This window comes from Actinomyces sp. AC-20-1 (genome assembly GCF_023369555.1).
Taxonomy (GTDB): Bacteria; Actinomycetota; Actinomycetes; order Actinomycetales; family Actinomycetaceae; genus Actinomyces.
In genome coordinates, this window is the sequence record NZ_JACJVC010000002.1 from 52,805 (window position 1) to 73,533 (window position 20,729).

Here is a 20,729-nt window from a genome sequence, read left to right on the forward strand (position 1 = left end):
CATGACCACCATCGCCGTCATCTCTGGTTCCGTCCGCCCCGCCTCCGTCGGCGGCCCCGTCGCCCAGTGGGTGGCCGACAAGGCCAACGCCGTCGAGGGGGTCGAGGCCACCGTCCTCAACCTCGCCGACTTCAACCTGCCGGTCTTCGTCGAGGACTACCCGACCGCCGTGCGGCCCGCAACCGACCCCGCCGCCGTGAGGTGGAACGAGGCGCTGGCCTCCTACGACGCCTACGTCTTCGTCACCCCCGAGTACAACCACTCCATCCCCGGGGCCCTGAAGAACGCCATCGACTTCATCACCCCCTCCGTCCTGGCGAACAAGGCCGTCGGCCTCGTCTCCTACTCCTTCGGCTCCGGCTTCCGCCCCATCGAGGCGCTGCGCCTCATCCTCGCCAACTTCACCACCGGCGTCGTCGGTCCCCAGGTCAACCTGCACCTGGCCACCGACTTCGAGAACATGAGCGTCTTCAAGCCCGCCGCCTTCCACGACGCCGAGGTCCCCGCCATGGTCGAGGCCATCGTCGCCCAGGACAGGGCGCTGTCGGTCCTGCGCTGACACCGGCGCCCCGCGCCGGCGGGGCAGCCTGTCACGCATCCCTAGTCAGAACGGGGAGCCCCTGAGCGACCGGGCCCTTCATCCGCGCCATCGCGCGGATGAAGGGCCCGGCTGCTGCGCGGCGCCAGTGGCTGACTAGGCCTCAGTGACAGCAGCGACCTCCAGCAAGCGGTACCGGTTGACCGTCCCCGCCACATCCACCATCCGCGGGCGCACGAGGAAGGCCGGCCTGTCGCCCAGCGCGTCCAGCCCCTCCTCGTCCAGCAGCGCCTCCAGGTCGCCCAGGCACTCGGCCAGCGTCGACCCGCCGTCGAAGCGCTGCTCCAGCAGCGCCCGCAGCGCGTGGGCGAGAGCCTCGGCCTGGCCGGGGTCCACGATGCCGGCGACGTCCGAGACGTCCACGTCCTCACGGTCCAGCGTGAGCGAGCCCGTGCCCCGGGCCCGCGTGCGCACCGGGCCGCGGCGCTCGCGCGCGGGGGCCGGCAGGGGCACCCGCGCCGCCGGGGCCGGGAAGGCGCTCATCGCCGTCGCCGGCCGCGGCAGGTCCGCGACGACGGCGGCCGCCCGGGCCGTGGTGTCACGCAGCTCGTAGGAGTCCATGAGCAGCACCCGGTCCGCGACGTCGAGGTAGTCGCCCGAGCCGCCCATGACGAGCACGGTCGAGACGCCCCTGTCCCGCGCCAGCGCGCCCACACGGTCCACGAGCGGCGTGATCGGCTCGTGCTCGTCCGCCACCAGGGCGCGCATCCGCGAGTCCCGGATGAGCAGGTTCGTCGCGCTCGTGTCCTCGTCCAGCAGCAGGGCCGAGGCCCCGGCCTCCACCGCCTCCATGAGTGAGGCCGCCTGCGAGGTCGAGCCCGAGGCGTTCTTCGTCGTGAAGGAGGCCGTGTCCTGGCCGCCCGGCAGGTGCGAGATGAAGGGCGTGAGGTCCACCGAGGTCACTGCCCGGCCGTCCGCCGCCCTCGCCTTGACCGCGTCGGGGACCGTGGCCACGAGCTCGCGCCCGTCCCCGGGCACGTGCGGGTACACGCCCCGCTCGATCGCCGTCAGCAGGGTCGACTTGCCGTGGTAGCCGCCACCCACGATGAGCGTCACCCCCGCTCCGACGGCGGTGCCGCGCACCGTGCCCGCGTGCGGCAGGCTCACGCTCGCGGCGAGCGTGTCCGGGGCGGTGAGCGGGACCGCGCCCGAGCGCATCGGCTCGTCGGAGACGCCCGAGCGGCGCGGCAGCAGCGAGCCGTCCGCGAGGAAGCAGACCCAGCCGTTGGCGCGCACCGCCTCGGTCAGCGCCCGGTGGTCCTCCAGGGCGGCGACGTGCGCCAGCAGGCGCTCGGCGCGCCGTCCGGTGAGGTCGAGGGCGGCCCCCACCTCCCGCGTGAGGTCGCGGCCGATGATGCGCGAGGCCTCGTGGCCCTGGATAGAGCGACCGCGTGCGGGCAGCGAGACGCGGGCGCGCACCTCGACCACCCAGGTGCCGGGCTGCGGCCCGGGCAGGAAGGTGACGCAGGAGCGCTCGAGGATCTCCTGGCCGGGCACCGCGATCGACAGGCTCGTGCCCTTGAATCCCTGGTGGAGCTCGCGGCTGAGGAAGTCGCCGACGGCGGTGCGCCGGTCCCGCGTCGCCAGCAGCTCGTGCTCGCCCAGCACCTCGAGGCCCGGCAGGTCGGTGGGGACCTCGAGGCGGATGTGGGTCGGGGGCGCGTAGGGGTCCGGCTGGACCCGGTCGACGTGCAGCACCCAGCCCTCGGGGGCCGTGTAGTGGCCGATGATCGCCTTGTAGGCCGCGTAGGAGCGGTTGTCGAGGGCGTGCAGGTGCCCGACGAGGTCGGACAGGGCACCCTCACGGGGCTGGTCGTCGTAGTCGCGGCGGGGGCGGTCGGGACGGTAGCCGCCGGGGCCGCCGCGGTGACCCCGGCCCGTCCGGTCCGGCCGGCCGCCCGCGCGCCCCGGTCCTGTGCGATGAAGAGGCTCGCCGCCCGTGTACCTGCTCTCAGTCATGGGGCGATCCTGGCACACGCGGCCGGGTGGCTCGGTGGGTGGCCGAGTGAGCCGGAGGATGCCGGGTCGCCCGGCCGGTGGACGGCGGGCCGGCTGCCGTGCCCCCGGGCCGACGGCTGCGGTGCCCCGACCTGCCGGTGCGCCCGGCTCACCCGGCTGGTGGGGGACCCGCCCAGCGGGCCGGACGCCGTCGGACCGCTCTACGCCCCGGGCGCGTCCTCGGGGGCGAGCACGTCCACCTGGGCGGGCAGGTCGACGACGCCGACCGGGCAGGTCACGCCGTTGGGCCCGTGGTTGCAGTAGCCGTCGGGGTTCTTCGCCAGGTAGCCCTGGTGGTAGTCCTCCGCCAGGTAGAAGGGGCCTCCGAACTGCGAGTACAGCGAGGCGGCGTCCGCGATCGTCGTCTGGCAGGTGCCCAGTCCCATGCGCGTGAGCTCGCCCTGGAACAGGTCCCGGACCCGGTGGGCGGCCGCGTCCTGCTCCGGCGTCGTCGTCCACACCGCGGAGCGGTACTGGGTGCCGACGTCGTTGCCGTGCCGGTTGAGCTGGGTGGAGTCGTGGTTCTCCCAGAAGAAGCGCAGCAGCGCCTCGGCGCCCTCGCCCACCACGGACGGGTCGTAGGCGACCCGCACCGTCTCGGCGTGGCCCGTCCGCCCGGTGCACACCTCGCGGTAGGTGGCGTTCGGCGTCGTGCCGCCCATGTAGCCGACGGCGGTGGACACCACCCCGGGACGGCGCCACAGGAAGCGCTCCACGCCCCAGAAGCAGCCGCCCGCCAGGTAGATGACCCGGGTGCCCTCGGGCCAGGGGCCGTCCAGCGGCGTGTGGAGGACGACGTGGTGCCCCGGGTCCGGCAGGAGGGGCTCCTCGCGGCCCGGCAGGAGGGTGCTGCGTGCGTGCGTCATGGCCCGAACGCTACCGGGACGGTGCCCGCGGGCCACCCCGCTTCACTCATCGCGAGCGCCCACCTCCTCGGCTTGCGCGCGAGCTCCCTGGGGTTTTGCCGTACGCTCGTGCGCAAAACGAGGATCTCGGGGGCGGGGCGGCGTCGGGTGGCCTTGTGGGTCACAGGGCCTTGACCGAGACGATCTCCGCCGTGATCCGCTTGCCGTTGGGGGCCTCGTAGGAGACTGTCTCGCCGGCCTTGTGCCCCATGAGGGCCCTGCCCAGCGGGGCGTCGGGGGAGAAGACCTTGACGCCCGCGGGGACGTCGGCCGCGATCTCCTGGCCGCCCAGCGCGAAGGTCTGCTCCTTGCCCGCGACCTTCGCGGTGACGACCGTGCCCGCCGCGACGGTGCCGTCGTCCACCACCTCGCCGATCTGGGCGTGCTCGAGCATCTCGGTGAGCTGGACGATGCGCGCCTCGTTGAGCGAGGCCTCCTCGCGGGCCGCGTGGTAGCCGGCGTTCTCGCGCAGGTCGCCCTCCTGGCGGGCGGCCTCCACGCGCTGGGCGATCTCCTTGCGGTCGGTCTCCTTGCGGCGGTTGAGCTCGGCGGTGAGGCGGTCGAAGGCGTCCTGGGTGAGCCAGGTGCCCTGGGTGGGCTCGGACATGGCATCTCCTTTGAATGCAGGTCCCGGCGCCGGGGCGGTCCGACGCCGGGACGTGTGAGGTCTCGCTCCCGGTGGTGAGGCCGGGGTCATATGGCTCAGCAGTCTAGCCGCAGGCCCCGGGCCGGGTCCCGGGGCCATGCTGCGGGCTGAATCGCGCGCCGGGGCCGCGTGACGGGCCCTGAGGGCTCATGCGTCCCGCTCGTGCCCCCCCGTCGACCCTGGCCCTTCGCACTGAGCCCTGGTGCTTCTGGTCAGGTCTCAACGTGAGAGGTCAGGGCTCAGTGGTCCGGTGCCGGTGGTGCGTCCCGGGAGGGTGCTGGTGCTGCGTCCTGTCTCAGAGGACGGCGAGGTAGCAGGCGACGCAGTGGCAGGCCCAGGCGGCGACCGTGCACACGTGGAAGACCTCGTGGAAGCCGAACCAGCGGGGCAGCGGGTCGGGGCGCTTGCGGGCGTAGACGACGCCGCCGACCGTGTACGTCACGCCGCCGGCCACGAGCAGCCACACGATCTCCGGGCCCCCGGCCTGCCAGAACTGCGGCAGGAACCACAGCGCCACCCAGCCCAGGACGATGTACAGCAGGGTCACCAGCCAGCGCGGCGCCGTCGGCCACACGAGGGAGGTGACGATGCCGATGACCGCCCCGCCCCACACGACCCCGAGCACGAGCGCCGCCATGCGCGCATCCAGCAGCGCCACCGACAGTGGCGTGTAGGTCCCGGCGATGAGCAGGTAGATGTTGGCGTGGTCGAAGCGCCGCAGGACGGTGGTGACGGGTGCCGGGAAGTGGCCGTTGGAGATGTGGTAGACGCCGGAGTTGGCGAACAGGAGCAGGGAGCACACGAGGTAGGTGGCGCAGGCCCAGGTCAGGGCGGCGCCGTCGGCCAGGACGGTGAGCACGAGGCAGGCGGCCAGGGCGAGGGGGGCGGTGGCCGCGTGGATCCAGCCGCGCAGGCGGGGCTTGACGGCCAGGGCGGCCTCGCGCGCGGCGTCCCTGGCGGCGCTCGCGGCACCGACGAGGGCGGAGGCGGCGCCGGCTGCCCCGCCGGCTGCGGGGGCCTCGGGGCGGGGGCGCTCCGTCGCGGGTCCGGGGTGGGTGGTCATGGGTCCTCCGGCGCTCCAACTAAGTTACGGTTCCGTAGGTTACGCCTCCGTAGGTTCGGTGGGAAGAGGGGGTGCTGTGCCGGCCGTCTCCTGCCCGCCCTCCCGGCCTTCCTCCTGGCCCGGCTCGCGTACCGTTGGGCACGGCGCGCACCGTGCGGGCCCGCAGCGCCGCCTCCGGGCGGCCGAGTGGAAGGCAGGTGCGAGATGGCTGGCAACAACCTCGTCTACGACCTCTACGAGCGCCGGCTCGCCTCCCAGGTTGAGGCCGACCGCGTGCCCGAGCACGTCGGCGTCATCCTCGACGGCAACCGCCGCTGGGCCAGGCAGATGGGCATCGGCACCTCCCAGGGCCACAAGCGCGGCGCCGACAAGATCGAGGACTTCCTCGGCTGGGCCCACACCGCCGGCGTCAAGGTCGTCACCCTGTGGCTGCTGAGCACCGACAACCTCAACCGCGACCCCGCCGAGCTCTCCCCCCTGCTCGACATCATCGCCACCGCCGTCGAGGGCCTGGCCGGAGCCGGCACCTGGCGCCTGCGCCTGGTGGGCGCCGTCGACCTCCTCCCCGAGCCCGTCGCCCTGCGCCTGCGCGCCGCCGCCGACTCCACCCGCCCCGACGACGCCGACGGGCGCATGCAGGTCAACGTCGCCGTCGGCTACGGCGGCCGCCAGGAGATCGCCGATGCCGTGCGCGACGTCCTGCGCGAGCGCGCCGCTGCCGGCGTCACCCTCGAGGAGGTCGCCGAGACCCTGTGCGAGGAGGACATCACCGCCCACCTCTACACCAAGGGCCAGCCGGACCCCGAGCTCGTCATCCGCACCTCCGGCGAGCAGCGCCTGTCCGGCTTCCTCCTGTGGCAGTCCGTCCACTCCGAGTACTACTTCTGCGAGGTGTACTGGCCGGACTTCCGCCGTATCGACTTCCTGCGGGCCCTGCGCGACTACGCGCGCCGCGAGCGTCGCCTGGGACGTTGACGGTCCCGACGGCGGGTGGTCAGCAGGCCCGCCGTCCGGGTGATGGGTAGGCGCCGCGCGAGCCGCCAGGACCACTTCCGTGCAGCAGGACAACCTGTGCGCACCAGGACAATCTCATGGCGTCTACCAGGTTGTCCTGCTGCAGGCAGGTTGTCCATATGTGCGCCACGTTGTCCAAGCGCGTGCACGTTGTCCGTGTTGCCGGCGCGTGTGCGCAGTTGCCGGCGTGCGCGGGCGTGTGCGACGGGCCCGACGGCGGGGCTGCTGAGCGTGTGCTGACCGACCGCGCCAACCACACCAACCGCGTGTCGTGGGTCACAGGCGGCTTACCCTGGTCACCACGAGGCGGCCGGCCGCCGGGGCGCCGCCACGACCCCTGGAGCGGCGACATGCGCACCTACGTCCTGGACACCTCCGTCCTGCTCTCCGACCCCCGAGCCCTCCTGCGCTTCGCCGAGCACGCCGTCATCGTGCCCGTCGTCGTCATCACCGAGCTCGAGGGCAAGCGGCACCACCCCGAGCTCGGCTACTTCGCCCGCTCCGCCCTGCGCCTGCTCGACTCCCTGCGTGAGACGCACGGTCGGCTCGACCGCCCCGTCCCGCTCAACGACCTCGGCGGCACCCTGCACGTCGACCTCGACAGCGACGACCCCGCCGTCCTGCCCACGGGCATGCGCCTGGGGGACAACGACACCCGCATCCTCAGCGTCGCCGTCACCCTCGCGCGCGCGGGCGAGGACGTCATCGTCGTCTCCAAGGACCTGCCCATGCGGATCAAGGCTGCCGCCGTCGGCCTCCAGTCGGACGAGTACCGCGCCCAGCTCGCCACCGACTCCGGCTACACCGGCATGACGAGCCTGGCCGTCAGCGCCGAGGAGATGAACGCCCTGTGGGAGGACGAGTCCCTGCCCCTCGAGGGGCTGTCCGACGGCGAGACCGCCGCCCGCCTGGCCGAGGAGCCCGTCCACACCGGCGTCACGGTCACCTCCCCGCGCGGCTCCGCCCTGGCCACCGTCGTCGACGGCGCCCTGCGCCTGGTGCGACCCGACCGGGAGGTCTTCGGCGTGCGCGGGCGCTCCGCCGAGCAGCGCGTCGCCATCGACCACCTGCTCAACCCGGCCATCGGCATCGTCTCCCTGGGCGGGCGCGCCGGCACCGGCAAGTCCGCGCTCGCCCTGAGCGCCGGGATCGACGCCGTCGTCAACCGACGAGAGCACCGCAAGGTCCTCGTCTTCCGCCCCCTGTACGCCGTGGGCGGCCAGACCCTCGGCTTCCTGCCCGGCGACAGCGGCGAGAAGATGCAGCCCTGGTCCGAGGCCGTCTTCGACACCCTCACCTCCGTCATCCCCGCCGAGCGCATCGACAGGATCGTCCAGCTCGGTCAGATCGAGGTCCTGCCGCTGACGCACATCCGCGGGCGCTCCTTCCACGACGCCTTCGTCATCGTCGACGAGGCGCAGTCCCTCGAGCGCAACGTCCTGCTCACCGTGCTCTCGCGCGTGGGGCAGAACTCCAAGGTGGTGCTCACCCACGACGTCGCCCAGCGCGACAACCTGCGTGTGGGGCGCTGGGACGGCGTCGCCTCCGTCATCGAGTCGCTCAAGGGCAACCCGCTGTTCGCGCACATCGACCTCGTGCGCACCGAGCGCAGCGAGATCGCCGAGCTCGTCACGACGATGCTCGACGACGTGCCCCTGTACTGAGCGTCCCTGTGCTGAGTGGGCCGGGGAGGCCGGGCCTCAGACCAGCTCGGCGCGCGTGGGAGGGTTCGCCCCGGCGCGCGAGACGGTGATGTCCGCGATCGCCGCGGCGTGGCGCACGACGCGCTCCAGGGTCGCCGCGTCGATGGAGCGCAGGGCCTCGCGGCGGTCGGCGCCCACCAGGTCCTCGCACCACAGGCCGTCCTCGAGCCCTCCCATGAAGGAGTCGCCGGCCCCCACCGTGTCCGCGACGACGACGGCCGGGTCGGCCGGGACCTCGACGCGCTGGCCCGAGGCCGACAGGGCCAGGGCGCCGCGCTTGCCCCGGGTGACGACGACGAGCGCCGCCCCCAGGTCCAGCCAGCCGCGCAGCACCGCCTCAAGAGCCTCGTCCGAGGAGGCGTCGACGCCGTAGAGCCAGGTGACGTCCTCGTCGGAGCACTTGACGAGGTCCGACAGGGCGATGAGGGACTCCGCGGTGGCGCGGGCCGCGGCCGGCTCCCCCATGAGCTGGGGGCGGGCGTTGGGGTCGTAGCAGACGGTCGCCGTCGCCCGGTGCTCCTCGAGGGCACGGCGCACCGTGGCGGCGCCCGGCTCGAGGACCGCGGCGATGGAGCCCGTGTGCACGAGGACGGGGGCGTCGTCGTGCTGGGGGAAGGGCGGGTTCCAGTCGAGGTCGAAGACGTAGGTGGCGGCGCGGTCGGCGCCGATGGTCGCCTGAGCGGTGGAGGTGCGCGCCGCGCCGTCGCTGCCGGGAGCCAGGCGCACCCCGGAGGCCTCGAGGTGGGCCCGGATGGCGGCGCCGCGCGCGTCCGTGCCGATCCAGCAGGTGAGCTCGGCGTCCCGGCCCAGGCGCGACAGGCCCAGGGCCACGTTCGCGGGCGAGCCTCCGGGGATCTCCCGGGGCTCCTCGCCGGGGTGGATGACGACGTCGACGAGGGCCTCGCCGATGACGAGGGCGGTGCCGGGGCAGCCGGTGGTGGGCGTGTAGGTCATGGCAGGTCCTTCGTGAGCGGCGGGTGTGCGGGTGTCGGTGCGGCGGTGAGGTCTGAGAAGCAGTGGAGGGGCGGTGTCGGTGGGGCTGGGGCCGGCAGTGGTGCCCGCGGGCGGATGAGAGGGCCCGCGCCGCACGGTGTCAGACCTCGCTGCCGTTGGCCTCCTGACGGGCGACGGCGGCCAGGCGGCCACGGGCGTCATCGAGCCAGGACTGGCAGCGGGCGGCCAGGGCCTCGCCCCGCTCCCACAGGGCCAGCGCCTCCTCGAGCGGCACCTGGCCCGCCTCCAGGCGCTGGACCACGGTGACCAGCTCCTCGCGCGCCCGCTCGTAGGACAGGGAGGCGACGTCCGCGTGGGCGTTCTCGCCGCCGGCGTCGCTTCCGAGGGGGGAGGTGTCCGGGCTCAGGCTCATACGGCGATTCTTGCACGGTGGTCCGACGCGTTGGGAGGCCCGGGAGCGGCCAGCGCCGGAGCAGCCCGGGGGACCCGCGCGCGGGGTGGCGGCCGCGCTTGTGGAGACGGGCGGCACGAGGCCCGGCGGCAGCGTCACCTGTCAGGCCTAGGCGGTTGTCGACACGGTCAAGTCGGAGTCCGTGCTGGTCGCGAAGCACCCCGTCCGCAGGAAGACCTCGAGGACAGGGCCGTCGACGAGGACCGGGACGTGTCTGCCAGGATCACCGGGAATGGTCAGGCTCTGGTCGTCTGAGGCCACCTCGGTCCCGGTCGCTGTGCGCCTCAGGACGGTCGTGGTCCCGCCGCCCGAGGACGCGCTGAGGGTGGTGGCCGAGGGATCCCAGTCGAGCAGGGCCGGCGACCCGGTCTGCGCGGTCTCGTTGAGGGCGGTGAGCCTTGCCGTGAGGCTCGGGTGCGGGCGCGTCACGAGGTGACCGCCCTCGAGCGACAGCTGGTGGGGGACGCTGTGAGCGCCGACCCAGCCCTGGGCCGGGCCGCCGACCCCGCGCATCCAGAATATGAGGCAGGGCTGACCGTCACGGTCACGGAAGAAGGAGGGGGCGTAGTAGCTGTCTCCGTAGGTGAGGCGGTGCCAACGGTGCGGGGTGAACCGGTTGTGCTCGTACCTGCCGATGGCGTAGGCGACGTGGTGCAGCACGTCGGCGTCCCACACGGATGTGATGAGCACGTGGGACCCGTCGATCTCGAACAGCTGCGGGCACTCCCACAGGGTGCCTGTCCACACGGGGTCCGTGACGCTGCGTGAGCGCTGGGCGGCCAGCCCGTCGTAGCTCCACCTGAGACGGTCGGGTGAGGAGAAGGCCGCGGCCGCGGCGGTGCCGTCGCGCAGGGCCGTGCCCACGAGCATGCGCCAGCCGGAACCGTCGCGGAACACGAAGGGATCGCGGAAGGCGACGGCGTCGAGCTCTGTGGGCAGGTCGACGACGACGTCGCCCTTCTCCCAGTGGTCCCAGCCCGGGTCGGTGGGGCGCGCGACGCGGACGCGACCGATGCCGAAGTCGGGCACGCTCACTGAGGTGTAGAAGGCCAGGGCCTCACCGGCGTCGTCGATGGTGACCGACCCGGACCAGACGCCGTCGTCGCCATCGCCGGGGGCCAAGGCGATGGGGCGGTGCTCCCAGGTGATGAGGTCGTCGCTGACGGCGTGCCCCCAGTGGCAGCCGGGTGCCCATGCCGTGCGGCCGGGGACGTGCTGGAAGAACAGGTGGTAGCGGCCGTCAACGACGCTGATCCCATGCGGGTCGTTGATCCAGCCTGACTGGGCCGTGAAGTGCGCGGCGGGCCTTGTGCGTGTGGGTGCCCCATCCATTGTCCATCCCCCTTGATGAGATTGTCATGAGCTGCGAGTGCCTGCGAGGACGAGACCAGTATGGGGTTGGCACGACGTTTTGGCAAAACGTATTGTCAGCGATGGGGACGGCCGACGACGTCACGTCCCACCTCTCCGTGCACTGACGCACAGAAGATGGAGGCGAAGTGATGATGCTTCGTGGTACCTCAGCCCAACTTGCCCGACGCACGTTCCTCGGAGGCAGCCTCACCCTCGCGACCGCGGCGACCCTCGCAGCATGCGGTGCCGGCGGCAGCGGCTCCTCAGACGACGGCGACACCCTCACCGTCCTGGTCGAGGCCGGCGGACACGGCCAGCTCCAGCCGATCGCCGACCAGTTCCAGGCGGAGACCGGGACCAAGGTGTCCTTCGTCGAGCTCCCCTACGACGGCCTCTACAACCGCCTGAGCAGCGAGCTCAACGGCAACGCTGTCTCCTTCGACGTCGCAGCCCTTGACGCCATCTGGCTTCCCGCGTTCCAGAGCTCACTCACACCACTGGACAGCCTGTTCACCGATGAGGTGAAGGGGGACATCTTCCCCGCGCTCGTCGAGGAGGCGGCGGTCGACGGCACCTTCGTGGGGATGCCGGTGTGGACCAACGCCGAGATCCTCTTCTACCGCAAGGACCTGTTCGAGGACCCCGCCCACCAGGCCGCCTTCCCACAGGCCTACGGCTGCGAGCTCACCCCGCCGGCCACCTGGCAGCAGTACCACGACGCTGCCGAGTACTTCTTCAACGCCGGTGGTGGGGACTACTACGGCACCGACGTCAAGGGGGCCGTCGAGACCGAGTGGCTCGCCACCCTCTCCCAGGCCGGCGAGGAGGTCATGGTCGTTGACCTGGACGGCAAGGTCTCGCTCGGCAGCAGCGAGGGCCGTGCCGCCCTCGACTTTTACACCGGGCTGCTGCCCTTCGCGCCCTCCGGGGCGGCGCAGCTGGACTGGGCGGGTGCGCAGAACCTGTTCAACCAGGGCCAGCTCGCGCTCATGCGCTTCTGGGCGCACGCCTACCGGCAGGTGCCCGAGGGCTCCCCGGTGGCGGGCAAGGTGGGGGTCGCCCCGATGATCGGCGGTGACGCCGGCGTAGCGGGTGTTCCGGGCGCCTGGTACCTGTCCATCGCGCAGGCGAGCAAGAAGCAGGACAAGGCCCTCGAGTTCATCCGGTACGCATACGACCACAACGAGCTGAGCGTCGACACGAGCCTCGGGCTCGCCTCAAGGATCTCCGTCCTCGAGTCGCGCCAGGATGACGAGGGCTTCGAGCACTACGCCCCACTCCTCGACACCCTCAACGCTCCCGCGACCCGGCCCCGCCCGGCCATCGCCCACTGGCAGCAGATCGTTGACACCGCCCTCATCCCGATGATCCAGAAGGCAGTGGAGCCGGGTGCGGACAACGCCGCACTCCTCGAGGATGCGAAGGCGCAGGTCGAGAGCGTTGTCGGCTGACACCCTCTCCCGTCCGGCGCCCGCGGGCACGGCGGCAACCCGCGGAGCCGGTGGCCAACCGGCTCCGCGCCGTCGGGGCATCACGGACCGCCAGTTCGCCACCCTGCTCATGCTGCCTGCGACGGTGTTCCTCGCGCTGTTCGTCTTCTTCGAGTTCTGCCTCGGGCTCGCCGCCGCGCTCATGTTCTCCCTCCTGGGCAACGCGTCGAGGATCTTCAGGACGGTCTTCCTCTACCCGCTCATGATCGCGCCGGTCGTCGCGGGCCTGCTCTGGCGGTTCCTGCTCATCGACAGCTTCGGCATCATCAACGAGCTTCTCGACAGGGCCGGGCTGCTGTCGTCGTCGGGAGACATCCCCTGGCTGTCGGACCCCGACATCGCCCTGTTCTCCGTCGCCATCCCGGACATCTGGCTCACCACGTCGTTCATGACGCTCGTGCTGTTCGCCGGCCTGCAGAACATCCCGGGTGACGTCATCGAGGCAGCGAGGATCGACGGCGCCCGCAACCTCACGATCCTGTTCCGCATCATCATCCCGCTGCTGCGGCCCGTCATCGCCGTCGCCCTCATCATCCGCGGTGTCGACGCCGCACGCGCCTTCGACGTCATCCTCATCCAGACGAACGGAGGGCCTCAGCAGAGCACCGAGGTCATGTCGATGCTCATCTACCGCACCATGGTCCGATTCGGCGACCCCGGGCTTGCCAGCGCCATGGGCACTCTCTACCTCATTGCCATGATGGTCATCGCCTCGATCGCAGTCATCGCCTCCTTCATCAACGGGGCGGTCACCGCGCTGCTGTCCACCCTCATCTCACTGCTGCTGGCACTGCCCGCCGCCTACGCGGTCACACGATTCCGCACCCGTTACGGGCGGGTCTTCATCGTCCTGGCACTCGTCATGCGGATGGTCCCCCCGATCGCCGTCGGAGTCCCCATGGTGCAGGTATTCCAGTCCATCGGCCTGTATGACACCTCCCTCGCCCTGGCGCTCGCGCACGTGACCATCTCACTGCCGCTGTCCATCTGGCTCATGGCCAGCTTCTTCGAGTCCGTTCCGGTCGAGCTGGAGGAGGCGGCCAAGATCGACGGTGCCAGCCGGCTCGGCGCCCTGTGGCGCGTCGTCCTGCCGGTCACGTCAGGAGGCATCGCGGTCACAGCCATCTTCGCGTTCCTCGCCTCATGGAATGAGTTCCTCTTCTCCCTGCTGCTGACCGCCTTCCGGTCGCAGACGACGCCGATCGTCATCGCCAACTTCCAGACCCAGTTCGGTCTCGACTGGGGTGCGATGACAGCACTCGCCATCCTCTACTCCGTGCCAGTCATCCTGCTGACCTTCATGCTTCAGAAGCACATCGTGGCAGGCATGACCCTCGGAGCGGTGAAGGGCTGAACCGTCACCGCCTCCCCCACCAGACCACCACCCCTCGCGTCAACGCCGGCCCCACCTCCCGGGGCCGGTGGGGACCCCGCACCGCAGGACCCGAATCGAGGCATCATGCACCCCACCACCTACTACGACGTCACGACATGGCCCCACGGAGACCCGTACGACGACATCGGCGCGGTCATCAACGACATGGTCGCCGACATCAAGACCCGCCAGCACGACCCGGACACAGGCTCCGGGGGCAAGCCTGGCGCGGTCATCGTCATCCCCCCGGGCGACTACCGGCTACGCACACAGGAGCGCATCGACATCAGCTTCCTCAGGATCCAAGGGGCCGGGCACGGCTTCACCTCGTCGAGTATCCGCTTCAACGTCCCCCGCGAGGAGTGGGCCGGGCTGCACGAGCTGTGGCCTGGTGGCAGCCGCGTCATGGTCGACCTGCCGGTGGCACCGGCTGGTGAGCCTGCCGACGCCGCCGCGTTCAGGATCATCCGCCAGGGAAGCCCGCGCATCAGCTCCGTCGAGCTCGTGGGATTCTGCATCGACGCCTGCACTTCGACGACGACGGCACCACCGCCGACCCGGAGAACTCCTACGTCAACGGCAAGACCGGCATCTACGTCGAGGACCCCAACGACTCCTTCAAGGTCACGGGAATGGGCCTGGTGTACCTCGAGCACGCGCTGACGGTCTGCAAGGCCGACGCCCTGTCCATCCACGACTGCTTCATCGCCGAGTGCGGTTCCTGCATCGAGCTGCTCGGTTGGGGCCAGGCCTCCAAGGTCACCGACAACCTCATCGGTGCCGGCCCGGCGGGCCACTCCATCTACGCCGAGAACCACGGCGGGCTCCTCATCGCCTCGAACAACGTGTTCCCGCGTGGCTCCAGCAGTGTCCACCTCCATGGGGTCACCCGCTCAAGCGTCACCAGCAACCGGCTGCACTCGTTCTACCCTGGCATGGTGGTCCTCGACGGCTCCAGCTCGGAGAACCTCATCGGCTCGAACCACCTCCTGCGTGACCATGAGCCATGGACACCGTTCCTCGACATCGACAACGGAAGGGACGACGACGAGGGCCTCGTGCGCCTTGAGGGCTCCGACAACTCCGTCATCGCCAACCACCTGTCCCTCGCAGTGGACTCGGCACGTGTCCGGCCCGCGGGCAGGCGACCAGTTGCGATCCGGGTGGTCAGCGGCTCCGGCAACTACGTGGCCAACAACCACGTCGTCGCCCGGGACACGAGCGCTGAGGCCAGCGACTCCTGCTTCGAGGCGCAGGTGGGAGCGATGCTGACCACGGACGCGTCGCAACGCCTCGACACCACGACCGTCCTGGTGGAGGACAGCGCGACGATGACGACCGTCGTCGACTCGGGAACAGAGGGGCAGGTGGTGCTCGACAGGTCGGTCAACGCGTTCAGGGCGACGCCCGAGATTGGTGCCCGCTGATCGAGGCGGGCTCACGAGCCGTCGTGTGAGAGTTGGTGCTGGAAGCAGTACCGCCACTCCGAGAAGGGAAGCAGATGGCGCGTCGCAAGACTGTGGGGATCCGGGACGTCGCCCGGGAGGCGCAGGTCTCCGTCACCACCGTGTCGCACATCCTCAACAACGTGTCGTACGCCCGGGCCAGCGAGGAGACCCGCCAGCGAGTCCGTGACACCGCAGCCCGGCTCGGCTACGGGCCGAACCGAATGGCACGGAGCCTGCGCCTTCAGCGCTCGGAGATGATCGGTCTGCTCAGCGAGGACATCGCCACCACGCCGCACGCGGGACGCATCCTCCTGGGTGCCCAGGAGACAGCGCGTGAGGCCGGCCTCACCCTCGTCCTCATCAACACGACACAGTCGGCGACCGACACGGAACGAGACGTCGAGGCCCTCCTGCGCCAGCAGGTCGACGGCGTCCTCTACGCCACGATGTACCACCGTGTCGTCGAGGTCCCGGAGGGTCTCGGCAGCGTGCCCACGGTTCTCATCGACGCGCAGGACGTGAGGGGCAAGGTCTCCTCGGTGGTGCCGGACGAGGCCGCCGGTGCCGCGGCTGCCGTCCAGGAGCTCATCGACCACGGGCACCGCCGGATCGGCTTCATCACGAACACCGACGACGTTCCCGCCACCCACGGCCGGCTCGCCGGGTACCGGGCAAGCCTCGAGGGCGCAGGCGTTCCGTTCGACAGCTCTCTCGTCGTCGCCCGGGTCTCCGAGACCGAAGGAGGCTATGAGGCAGCCCTCGCAGTCCTGCGGTCCAGCCCCCGTCCCACGGCGTTGTTCTGCTACAACGACCGTATGGCCATGGGTGCCTACCGTGCGGCGGCAGAGCTGGGCCTTCGGGTTCCTGACGACCTGTCGATCGTCGGGTTCGACAACCAGGAGATCGTCGCGGAAGGGCTTTACCCGTCTCTCACCACAGTTGCCCTGCCCCACTACGAGATGGGCAGGTGGGCGATGAAGCGCCTCATCGCCATGCTTGGCACCGACGGCGAGGACGCCCCACCTGTGGAGCACGTTGTCCTGCCGTGCCCGCTTATCAGACGTGAGTCCGTGGCTGTCGCCCGCGCCATCGGCTGACCGCTGAGGGGAGGGGCGTCGCTGTCCGCACAACGGCCAGGACGGGCCCGGTCCCTCAGGCCGTCACCCTTGTCCGGTCACGTCCTGCGGGTCAGGGACCCGCGTGCGGGGCGGCGGCTCAGGATGGTGGGGCGGTCGGCTTGGTGGTGCCCACGACCTGGGCGATGAGACGGCCCTGGGCGAGCACGCCCTCGATGAGGTCGCCCTTCCTCAGGTCCTCCGCGCTCGTGACGACGCCGACGCCCGGCTTGCGCAGGATCGCGTAGCCGCGGTCGAGGACCCCCTGCGGGGACAGGGCCGTCAGCTGCGCGCGGTGAGCCCGCAGGTCCGCCGACGCCAGGTCGAGGGCACCGCCCAGCGCGCGGCGCATCCTCTCGCGGGTGCGTCCCAGCTCCGCCTCCTGCTCGCGGACGATGACCGTCGGGTCCGCCATGACGGGGCGCTCGCGCACACGGTCGAGGCGGGTCTGCTCCTCATCGAGGCGGGCGGCGAGGGCTGAGCGGATGCGCGAGCGGGCCTGGTCGAGGCCGACCGTCTCCTGCGCCAGGTCCGGCACGATCCGTCGGGCCGCGTCCGTGGGGGTCGAGGCCCGGTAGTCGGCGACGTCGTCGAGCACGGGTCGGTCCGTCTCGTGGCCGATGGCCGAGACGAGCGGCGTGCGGCAGGCGGCGGCCGCACGCACCAGCCCCTCGTCGGAGAAGGGGAGCAGGTCCTCGACGGCGCCTCCGCCGCGGGCGACGACGATGACGTCCACCAGCGGGTCCGCGTCCAGCTCCTGGATCGCCGCAGTCACCTGGCCGACGGCGTGCACACCCTGGACGGCCACCTCACGGACCTGGAAGGGCAGTCCCGGCCAGCGCAGACGGGCGTTGACGATGACGTCGTCCTTCGCCTTGGCGTCGCGCCCGCACACGAGGCCCACCGTGCGGGGCAGGAAGGGCAGGGGCCGCTTGCGCTCAGGGGCGAGGAGGCCCTCGGCGGCGAGCGTGCGGCGCAGCTGCTCGATACGGGCGAGCAGGTCCCCGGTGCCGACGGCCCGGACGTCGTCGAGCTGGAGCTGGAGGGAGCCTGCGCGCGTCCAGAAGGTGGGGCGGCCGTGGGCGACGACGCGCATGCCGTCCGTGACCTCGGCTCCCATCGCCTGCTCGGAGGAGACGAGGTCACGGCGGTACATGGCGGCACGCAGGCTGACCTCGGTGGACACGTCCCGCAGGGTGAGGAAGGACATGCCGGAGCGGCGGTTGACCTGCACGACCTGGGCCTCGACCCACACCTCGGTCATACGGGCGACGTAGCCCTCGATCTTGGCGGACAGGAGCGACAGCGGCCACGGGTTCTCAGGCGTCGTCTCGCGGGCGAGCCGGGCAGGCTCGCGGGTGGTGGCCGGGTTGGCTCGCTGGGCGTCTGAGCGTTGGGCGGCCAGGCTCGACGGGGGCTGCGGGGTCACGGGGCCACTGTGCCACGCGGACGGGCGCTACCCGCTGCGTGCGCTCCCGGTGCTGGCGTCGGCAGTGGGCTCCTCGGGCCGGGTCCCCGGTCTCCGGGCGTGGGGAGCCGGGCGCCGCAGGTGCAGCCCCTGGGGAGCCTGCCGCGTGGGCGCGTGGAGGCGGGGCCGGGCACGGGGGTCAGGGGCGCGGGCGCTCCTGACCCTCAAGGCGCGTGAGCTCGGGGGCGGTGAGCGCGCGCACCTGCGCGTCGTCGGGGGAGACCTGCCGCGGGCTCGGCACCTCGCTGGCCAGCGAGTCGAGGCTGCGCGCGGTCACCAGCAGCCGCGACTCCAGGGAGGCGACCGTGCGGTTGTAGGAGGAGACCGAACGGGTCAGGCTCGCCCCCAGCGCGTCCAGGTGCCCGGCCACCGTCCCCAGCCGCTCGTAGAGCGTGCGCCCGAGCTCAAGCAGCTCCTGGGCGTCCTCGGTCACCGCCGTGCGCGCCCAGGCGCTCGCGCAGGTGCGCAGCAGTGCCAGGAGGGAGGCCGGGGAGGCCAGGGCCACACCCCTGCCCAGGGCGTGCTCCATGAGCGTGGGGTCCGCCTCCAGCGCCGCCGCCAGCACCGGCTCCGCGGGCACGAACAGGACGACGAGCTCGGGTGAGGCCCCTAGTGCCCGGTCGTATCCGCGGGACGCCAACGCGTCCACGTGCGAGCGCAGCGCCGCCGCGTGAGCCGCCAGCAGCCGGCGACGCTCAGCCTCGTCGGGCTCCCCGCCGTCGGGCCCGCCACCTTCTCCGCCCAGGCCCGCTGCCCGCAGGTAGGCGTCCATGGGCACCTTGGCGTCCAGCGCGAGAAAACCGTCCCCCGGAAGCCGGACGACGACATCGGGACGTGATCCGTCACCCTCCCTCGAGCCGGCCCCGGCCACCCCACCCGGGCCGCCGGAGCGGGAGGCCAGCACCGAGGCGACCGAGCGCTGCTCGAAGAAGTCCACGTGCGCCAGCATCCCCGAGGCCTCCAGCACGCGCGCCAGCTCCACCTCACCCCACAAGCCACGGCTCGAGCGCGAGCGCAGCGCACCCGTGAGCGCCGCCGTCGTGCGCCTCAGCTCCTCCTCCGCCCGGGCCCCCGCCCGCAGCTGCTCCGACAGTGTCGCGTGCTGGGCCGCCCGCTCGCGCTCCATCATCTCCACACGCGCGCCCACCTGCTCCAGCTGCGCGCGCACCGGCGCCAGCGCCCGCAGGACCGAGCCGTCACGCTCCGCCCGCTCCTCCGCCAGGACCGCCCGCTGCTCAAGCTCCTCCGCGCGCGCCCGCCACTGAGCCGCGTCCGTGCGGGCGCTCGCGGCCTCGTCGCGGCCCCCGGCGCGCGCCGTCGCCGCCCGGGCCACCGCCAACGCGTAGCCGAGCGCCGCCCCCACACCGAGACCGATGAGCAGGACCAGGAGGACAAGAGGGGAGGAGAAGGTCATGGAACGAGGATGTGTCAGGGATGTGACACGAATCCGGGCCCGAGCGCGGGACCCGGGCTGCGCCGTCGGACCCTTAGACTCCGGGCGTGGCCCTCACTATCGGAATCGTCGGACTGCCCAACGTCGGCAAGTCCACCTTGTTCAACGCCCTCACCCGCGCGACCGTGCTCGCGGCGAACTACCCCTTCGCCACCATCGAGCCCAACGTCGGCGTCGTCCCGCTGCCCGATCCGCGCCTGGGTGTGCTCGCCGAGATCTTCGGCTCCGAGCGCATCCTGCCCGCCACCGTCTCCTTCGTCGACATCGCCGGCATCGTGCGCGGCGCGAGCGAGGGCGAGGGCCTGGGCAACCAGTTCCTCGCCAACATCCGCGAGGCCGACGCCATCTGCATGGTCACCCGCGCCTTCGACGACCCCGACGTCGTCCACGTCGACGGCAAGGTCGAGCCCGCCAGCGACATCGAGACCATCGTCACTGAGCTCGTCCTCGCCGACATCCAGACCCTCGAGAAGGCCCTGCCCCGCCTGGAGAAGGAGGTGCGGGGCAGGAAGACCGACCCGACCGTCCTCGAGACCGCCAAGGCCGCCCTCGCGGTCCTCGAGGAGGGCAGGCTCCTGTCCTCGGCCGCCGCCGGGCTCGACGCCGACGTGCTGCGCTCCTTCCAGCTCATGACCACCAAGCCCTTCATCTACGTCTTCAACATGGACGACGACGGCCTGCGCGACGAGGCCAGGCAGGCCGAGCTGCGCGCGCTGGTGGCACCGGCCGAGGCGATCTTCCTCGACGCCCAGTTCGAGTCCGAGCTCGTCGAGCTCGAGCCGGAGGAGGCCGCCGAGATGCTGCACGAGAACGGGCAGGACGAGGCCGGGCTCGACAAGCTCGCCCGCGTCGGCTTCGACACGCTGGGCCTGCAGACCTACCTCACCGCCGGCCCCAAGGAGTCGCGCGCCTGGACGATCCGCAAGGGCTGGACCGCCCCGCAGGCCGCCGGCGTCATCCACAGCGACTTCGAGCGCGGCTTCATCAAGGCCGAGGTCATCTCCTTCGAGGACCTCGTCGAGCAGGGCTCGGTGGCCGAGGCCCGCGCCCACGGCAAGATGCGCATGGAGGGCAAGGACTACGTCATGCGCGACGGGGACGTGGTCGAGTTCCGGTTCAATGTGTGAGGCCGGTTCGAGACGCACGCCCGATGGCGAGATGGCGTGAGTGTGTCCGAGCAGCGGCACGGCGATGACCTCGAGCGTCTGGTCGCTGAGTGCCGGACCCTGATCGAGTCCCGGTTCCCCGGTGGTGCGGAGGAGGGGGCGGCGGCGGTCCTGCTGGATGACGGCAGCGTCCTGATGGGTACCAGCCCGCACTTCGTCAATCCGGCGACGGCGCTGTGCCACGAGGCCGAGCCCTACTGCGCCGCCTACCGGCTGGGACGGGGTGTGACCGCCTCCGTGTGCCTGCACCGTGAGGCGGCGGGGCGGTACCTGGTTCTCAGCCCCTGTGGTGTGTGCCGTGAGCGCTTGGCGATGTGGGGTCCCGATGTTCTCGTGGCGGTCGCAGACAGCGATGACCCGACCGTCGTTGAGTGGGTGACCTTGAAGGATGTGCTGCCGCACTACTGGCTCACGGCGTTCGAGTCTGAGGGGGAGTCCTCGTGGAACTGCTGACGCGATGCGCTGGAGACGCAGGGTGGTCGCTGTCGTCAGTGGGCTGGACCTCGGCCCGGAGGACGTCATCCGGGTG

19 protein-coding genes are annotated in these 20,729 nt (G+C 71.7%); 10 read left to right on the forward strand and 9 right to left on the reverse strand.

The genetic code is table 11. The features are described from left to right. The first annotated feature begins 1 nt into the window (after position 1). The gene (locus tag H6X67_RS01660) at positions 2 to 559 is read left to right on the forward strand and encodes an NADPH-dependent FMN reductase (RefSeq protein WP_249369401.1); all 558 of its coding nucleotides are present in this window, start codon (positions 2 to 4) and stop codon (positions 557 to 559) included. 135 nt (positions 560 to 694) lie between these two features. Here H6X67_RS01660 and H6X67_RS01665 read toward each other — a convergent pair whose 3' ends face one another. From H6X67_RS01665 to trhA, 4 genes are all read right to left on the reverse strand, one after another. After that, positions 695 to 2,557, reverse strand: a complete 1,863-nt coding sequence (locus H6X67_RS01665) for an ABC-ATPase domain-containing protein (RefSeq protein ID WP_249375545.1) — start codon at positions 2,555 to 2,557, stop codon at positions 695 to 697. 200 nt (positions 2,558 to 2,757) lie between these two features. Further along, positions 2,758 to 3,462, reverse strand: a complete 705-nt coding sequence (gene msrA, locus H6X67_RS01670; RefSeq protein WP_249369405.1) for a peptide-methionine (S)-S-oxide reductase MsrA — start codon at positions 3,460 to 3,462, stop codon at positions 2,758 to 2,760. 160 nt (positions 3,463 to 3,622) lie between these two features. Next, entirely contained in the window at positions 3,623 to 4,108 is a 486-nt protein-coding gene (locus H6X67_RS01675; RefSeq protein ID WP_249369407.1) for a GreA/GreB family elongation factor, read from the reverse strand. Between the two features lie 334 nt (positions 4,109 to 4,442). Then, positions 4,443 to 5,210, reverse strand: coding sequence for a PAQR family membrane homeostasis protein TrhA (gene trhA, locus H6X67_RS01680; RefSeq protein WP_249376378.1), 768 nt, complete (start codon positions 5,208 to 5,210; stop codon positions 4,443 to 4,445). 204 nt (positions 5,211 to 5,414) lie between these two features. Here trhA and H6X67_RS01685 point away from each other — a divergent pair, with 204 nt between their 5' ends. Then, complete coding sequence (locus tag H6X67_RS01685) at positions 5,415 to 6,185, forward strand: isoprenyl transferase (protein WP_249369116.1); 771 nt, start codon at positions 5,415 to 5,417, stop codon at positions 6,183 to 6,185. 389 nt (positions 6,186 to 6,574) lie between these two features. Continuing rightward, a complete protein-coding gene (phoH2, locus tag H6X67_RS01690) occupies positions 6,575 to 7,888 on the forward strand; it encodes an RNA 5'-3' helicase PhoH2 (RefSeq protein ID WP_249369117.1) in 1,314 nt (437 codons plus the stop codon). Positions 7,889 to 7,924: 36 nt separating this feature from the next. Here the strand turns inward: phoH2 and H6X67_RS01695 are convergent, their stop codons facing one another. The 3 genes from H6X67_RS01695 to H6X67_RS01705 form a co-directional block, all read right to left on the reverse strand. After that, positions 7,925 to 8,881 (reverse strand): carbohydrate kinase family protein, encoded by a 957-nt coding sequence (locus H6X67_RS01695; protein WP_249369118.1) that lies wholly within the window; start codon positions 8,879 to 8,881, stop codon positions 7,925 to 7,927. Between the two features lie 139 nt (positions 8,882 to 9,020). Beyond that, positions 9,021 to 9,293 (reverse strand): exodeoxyribonuclease VII small subunit, encoded by a 273-nt coding sequence (locus H6X67_RS01700; protein ID WP_249369119.1) that lies wholly within the window; start codon positions 9,291 to 9,293, stop codon positions 9,021 to 9,023. Between the two features lie 147 nt (positions 9,294 to 9,440). Then, positions 9,441 to 10,664: a glycoside hydrolase family 32 protein gene (locus H6X67_RS01705; protein ID WP_249369120.1), complete on the reverse strand. Its 1,224-nt coding sequence runs from the start codon at positions 10,662 to 10,664 to the stop codon at positions 9,441 to 9,443. Between the two features lie 170 nt (positions 10,665 to 10,834). Between H6X67_RS01705 and H6X67_RS01710 the strand changes: the two genes are divergently transcribed. From H6X67_RS01710 to H6X67_RS01730, 5 genes are all read left to right on the forward strand, one after another. Next, positions 10,835 to 12,136 (forward strand): extracellular solute-binding protein, encoded by a 1,302-nt coding sequence (locus tag H6X67_RS01710; RefSeq protein WP_249369121.1) that lies wholly within the window; start codon positions 10,835 to 10,837, stop codon positions 12,134 to 12,136. Positions 12,137 to 12,245: 109 nt separating this feature from the next. Further along, positions 12,246 to 13,529 carry an ABC transporter permease gene (locus tag H6X67_RS01715; protein WP_249369122.1) on the forward strand — a complete coding sequence of 428 codons (1,284 nt, stop codon included), beginning with the start codon at positions 12,246 to 12,248 and terminating at the stop codon, positions 13,527 to 13,529. 105 nt (positions 13,530 to 13,634) lie between these two features. After that, on the forward strand, positions 13,635 to 14,213 hold the full coding sequence (locus H6X67_RS11955; protein WP_249369123.1) for a hypothetical protein: 579 nt from the start codon (positions 13,635 to 13,637) through the stop codon (positions 14,211 to 14,213). Next, on the forward strand, positions 14,141 to 14,977 hold the full coding sequence (locus H6X67_RS01725; RefSeq protein ID WP_249369126.1) for a NosD domain-containing protein: 837 nt from the start codon (positions 14,141 to 14,143) through the stop codon (positions 14,975 to 14,977). Before H6X67_RS11955 ends, H6X67_RS01725 begins: the two co-directional genes overlap by 73 nt. A 74-nt stretch (positions 14,978 to 15,051) precedes the next feature. Next, entirely contained in the window at positions 15,052 to 16,095 is a 1,044-nt protein-coding gene (locus H6X67_RS01730) for a LacI family DNA-binding transcriptional regulator (protein ID WP_249369124.1), read from the forward strand. A 118-nt stretch (positions 16,096 to 16,213) separates the two neighbouring features. Here H6X67_RS01730 and xseA read toward each other — a convergent pair whose 3' ends face one another. Beyond that, positions 16,214 to 17,542, reverse strand: coding sequence for an exodeoxyribonuclease VII large subunit (gene xseA, locus H6X67_RS01735; protein WP_249369125.1), 1,329 nt, complete (start codon positions 17,540 to 17,542; stop codon positions 16,214 to 16,216). Positions 17,543 to 17,720: 178 nt separating this feature from the next. Then, on the reverse strand, positions 17,721 to 18,995 hold the full coding sequence (locus tag H6X67_RS01740; protein WP_249369812.1) for a DNA recombination protein RmuC: 1,275 nt from the start codon (positions 18,993 to 18,995) through the stop codon (positions 17,721 to 17,723). Positions 18,996 to 19,081: 86 nt separating this feature from the next. Between H6X67_RS01740 and ychF the strand changes: the two genes are divergently transcribed. Next, the gene (ychF, locus tag H6X67_RS01745; RefSeq protein ID WP_249369810.1) at positions 19,082 to 20,161 is read left to right on the forward strand and encodes a redox-regulated ATPase YchF; all 1,080 of its coding nucleotides are present in this window, start codon (positions 19,082 to 19,084) and stop codon (positions 20,159 to 20,161) included. Positions 20,162 to 20,197: 36 nt separating this feature from the next. Next, positions 20,198 to 20,653, forward strand: a complete 456-nt coding sequence (locus H6X67_RS01750; RefSeq protein ID WP_249369808.1) for a cytidine deaminase — start codon at positions 20,198 to 20,200, stop codon at positions 20,651 to 20,653. The last annotated feature ends 76 nt before the right edge of the window (positions 20,654 to 20,729 follow it).

Coding starts and splice junctions, on each gene's coding strand:
- H6X67_RS01705 (WP_249369120.1), bottom strand. CDS start 10,664: ATGGATGGGGCACCCACACGCACAAGGCCCGCCGCGCACTTCACGGCC.
- H6X67_RS01695 (WP_249369118.1), bottom strand. CDS start 8,881: ATGACCTACACGCCCACCACCGGCTGCCCCGGCACCGCCCTCGTCATC.
- H6X67_RS01660 (WP_249369401.1), top strand. CDS start 2: ATGACCACCATCGCCGTCATCTCTGGTTCCGTCCGCCCCGCCTCCGTC.
- H6X67_RS01710 (WP_249369121.1), top strand. CDS start 10,835: ATGATGCTTCGTGGTACCTCAGCCCAACTTGCCCGACGCACGTTCCTC.
- H6X67_RS01740 (WP_249369812.1), bottom strand. CDS start 18,995: ATGACCTTCTCCTCCCCTCTTGTCCTCCTGGTCCTGCTCATCGGTCTC.
- H6X67_RS01700 (WP_249369119.1), bottom strand. CDS start 9,293: ATGAGCCTGAGCCCGGACACCTCCCCCCTCGGAAGCGACGCCGGCGGC.
- H6X67_RS01685 (WP_249369116.1), top strand. CDS start 5,415: ATGGCTGGCAACAACCTCGTCTACGACCTCTACGAGCGCCGGCTCGCC.
- phoH2 (WP_249369117.1), top strand. CDS start 6,575: ATGCGCACCTACGTCCTGGACACCTCCGTCCTGCTCTCCGACCCCCGA.
- trhA (WP_249376378.1), bottom strand. CDS start 5,210: ATGACCACCCACCCCGGACCCGCGACGGAGCGCCCCCGCCCCGAGGCC.
- H6X67_RS11955 (WP_249369123.1), top strand. CDS start 13,635: ATGCACCCCACCACCTACTACGACGTCACGACATGGCCCCACGGAGAC.
- H6X67_RS01675 (WP_249369407.1), bottom strand. CDS start 4,108: ATGTCCGAGCCCACCCAGGGCACCTGGCTCACCCAGGACGCCTTCGAC.
- msrA (WP_249369405.1), bottom strand. CDS start 3,462: ATGACGCACGCACGCAGCACCCTCCTGCCGGGCCGCGAGGAGCCCCTC.
- H6X67_RS01730 (WP_249369124.1), top strand. CDS start 15,052: ATGGCGCGTCGCAAGACTGTGGGGATCCGGGACGTCGCCCGGGAGGCG.
- H6X67_RS01665 (WP_249375545.1), bottom strand. CDS start 2,557: ATGACTGAGAGCAGGTACACGGGCGGCGAGCCTCTTCATCGCACAGGA.
- H6X67_RS01715 (WP_249369122.1), top strand. CDS start 12,246: ATGCTGCCTGCGACGGTGTTCCTCGCGCTGTTCGTCTTCTTCGAGTTC.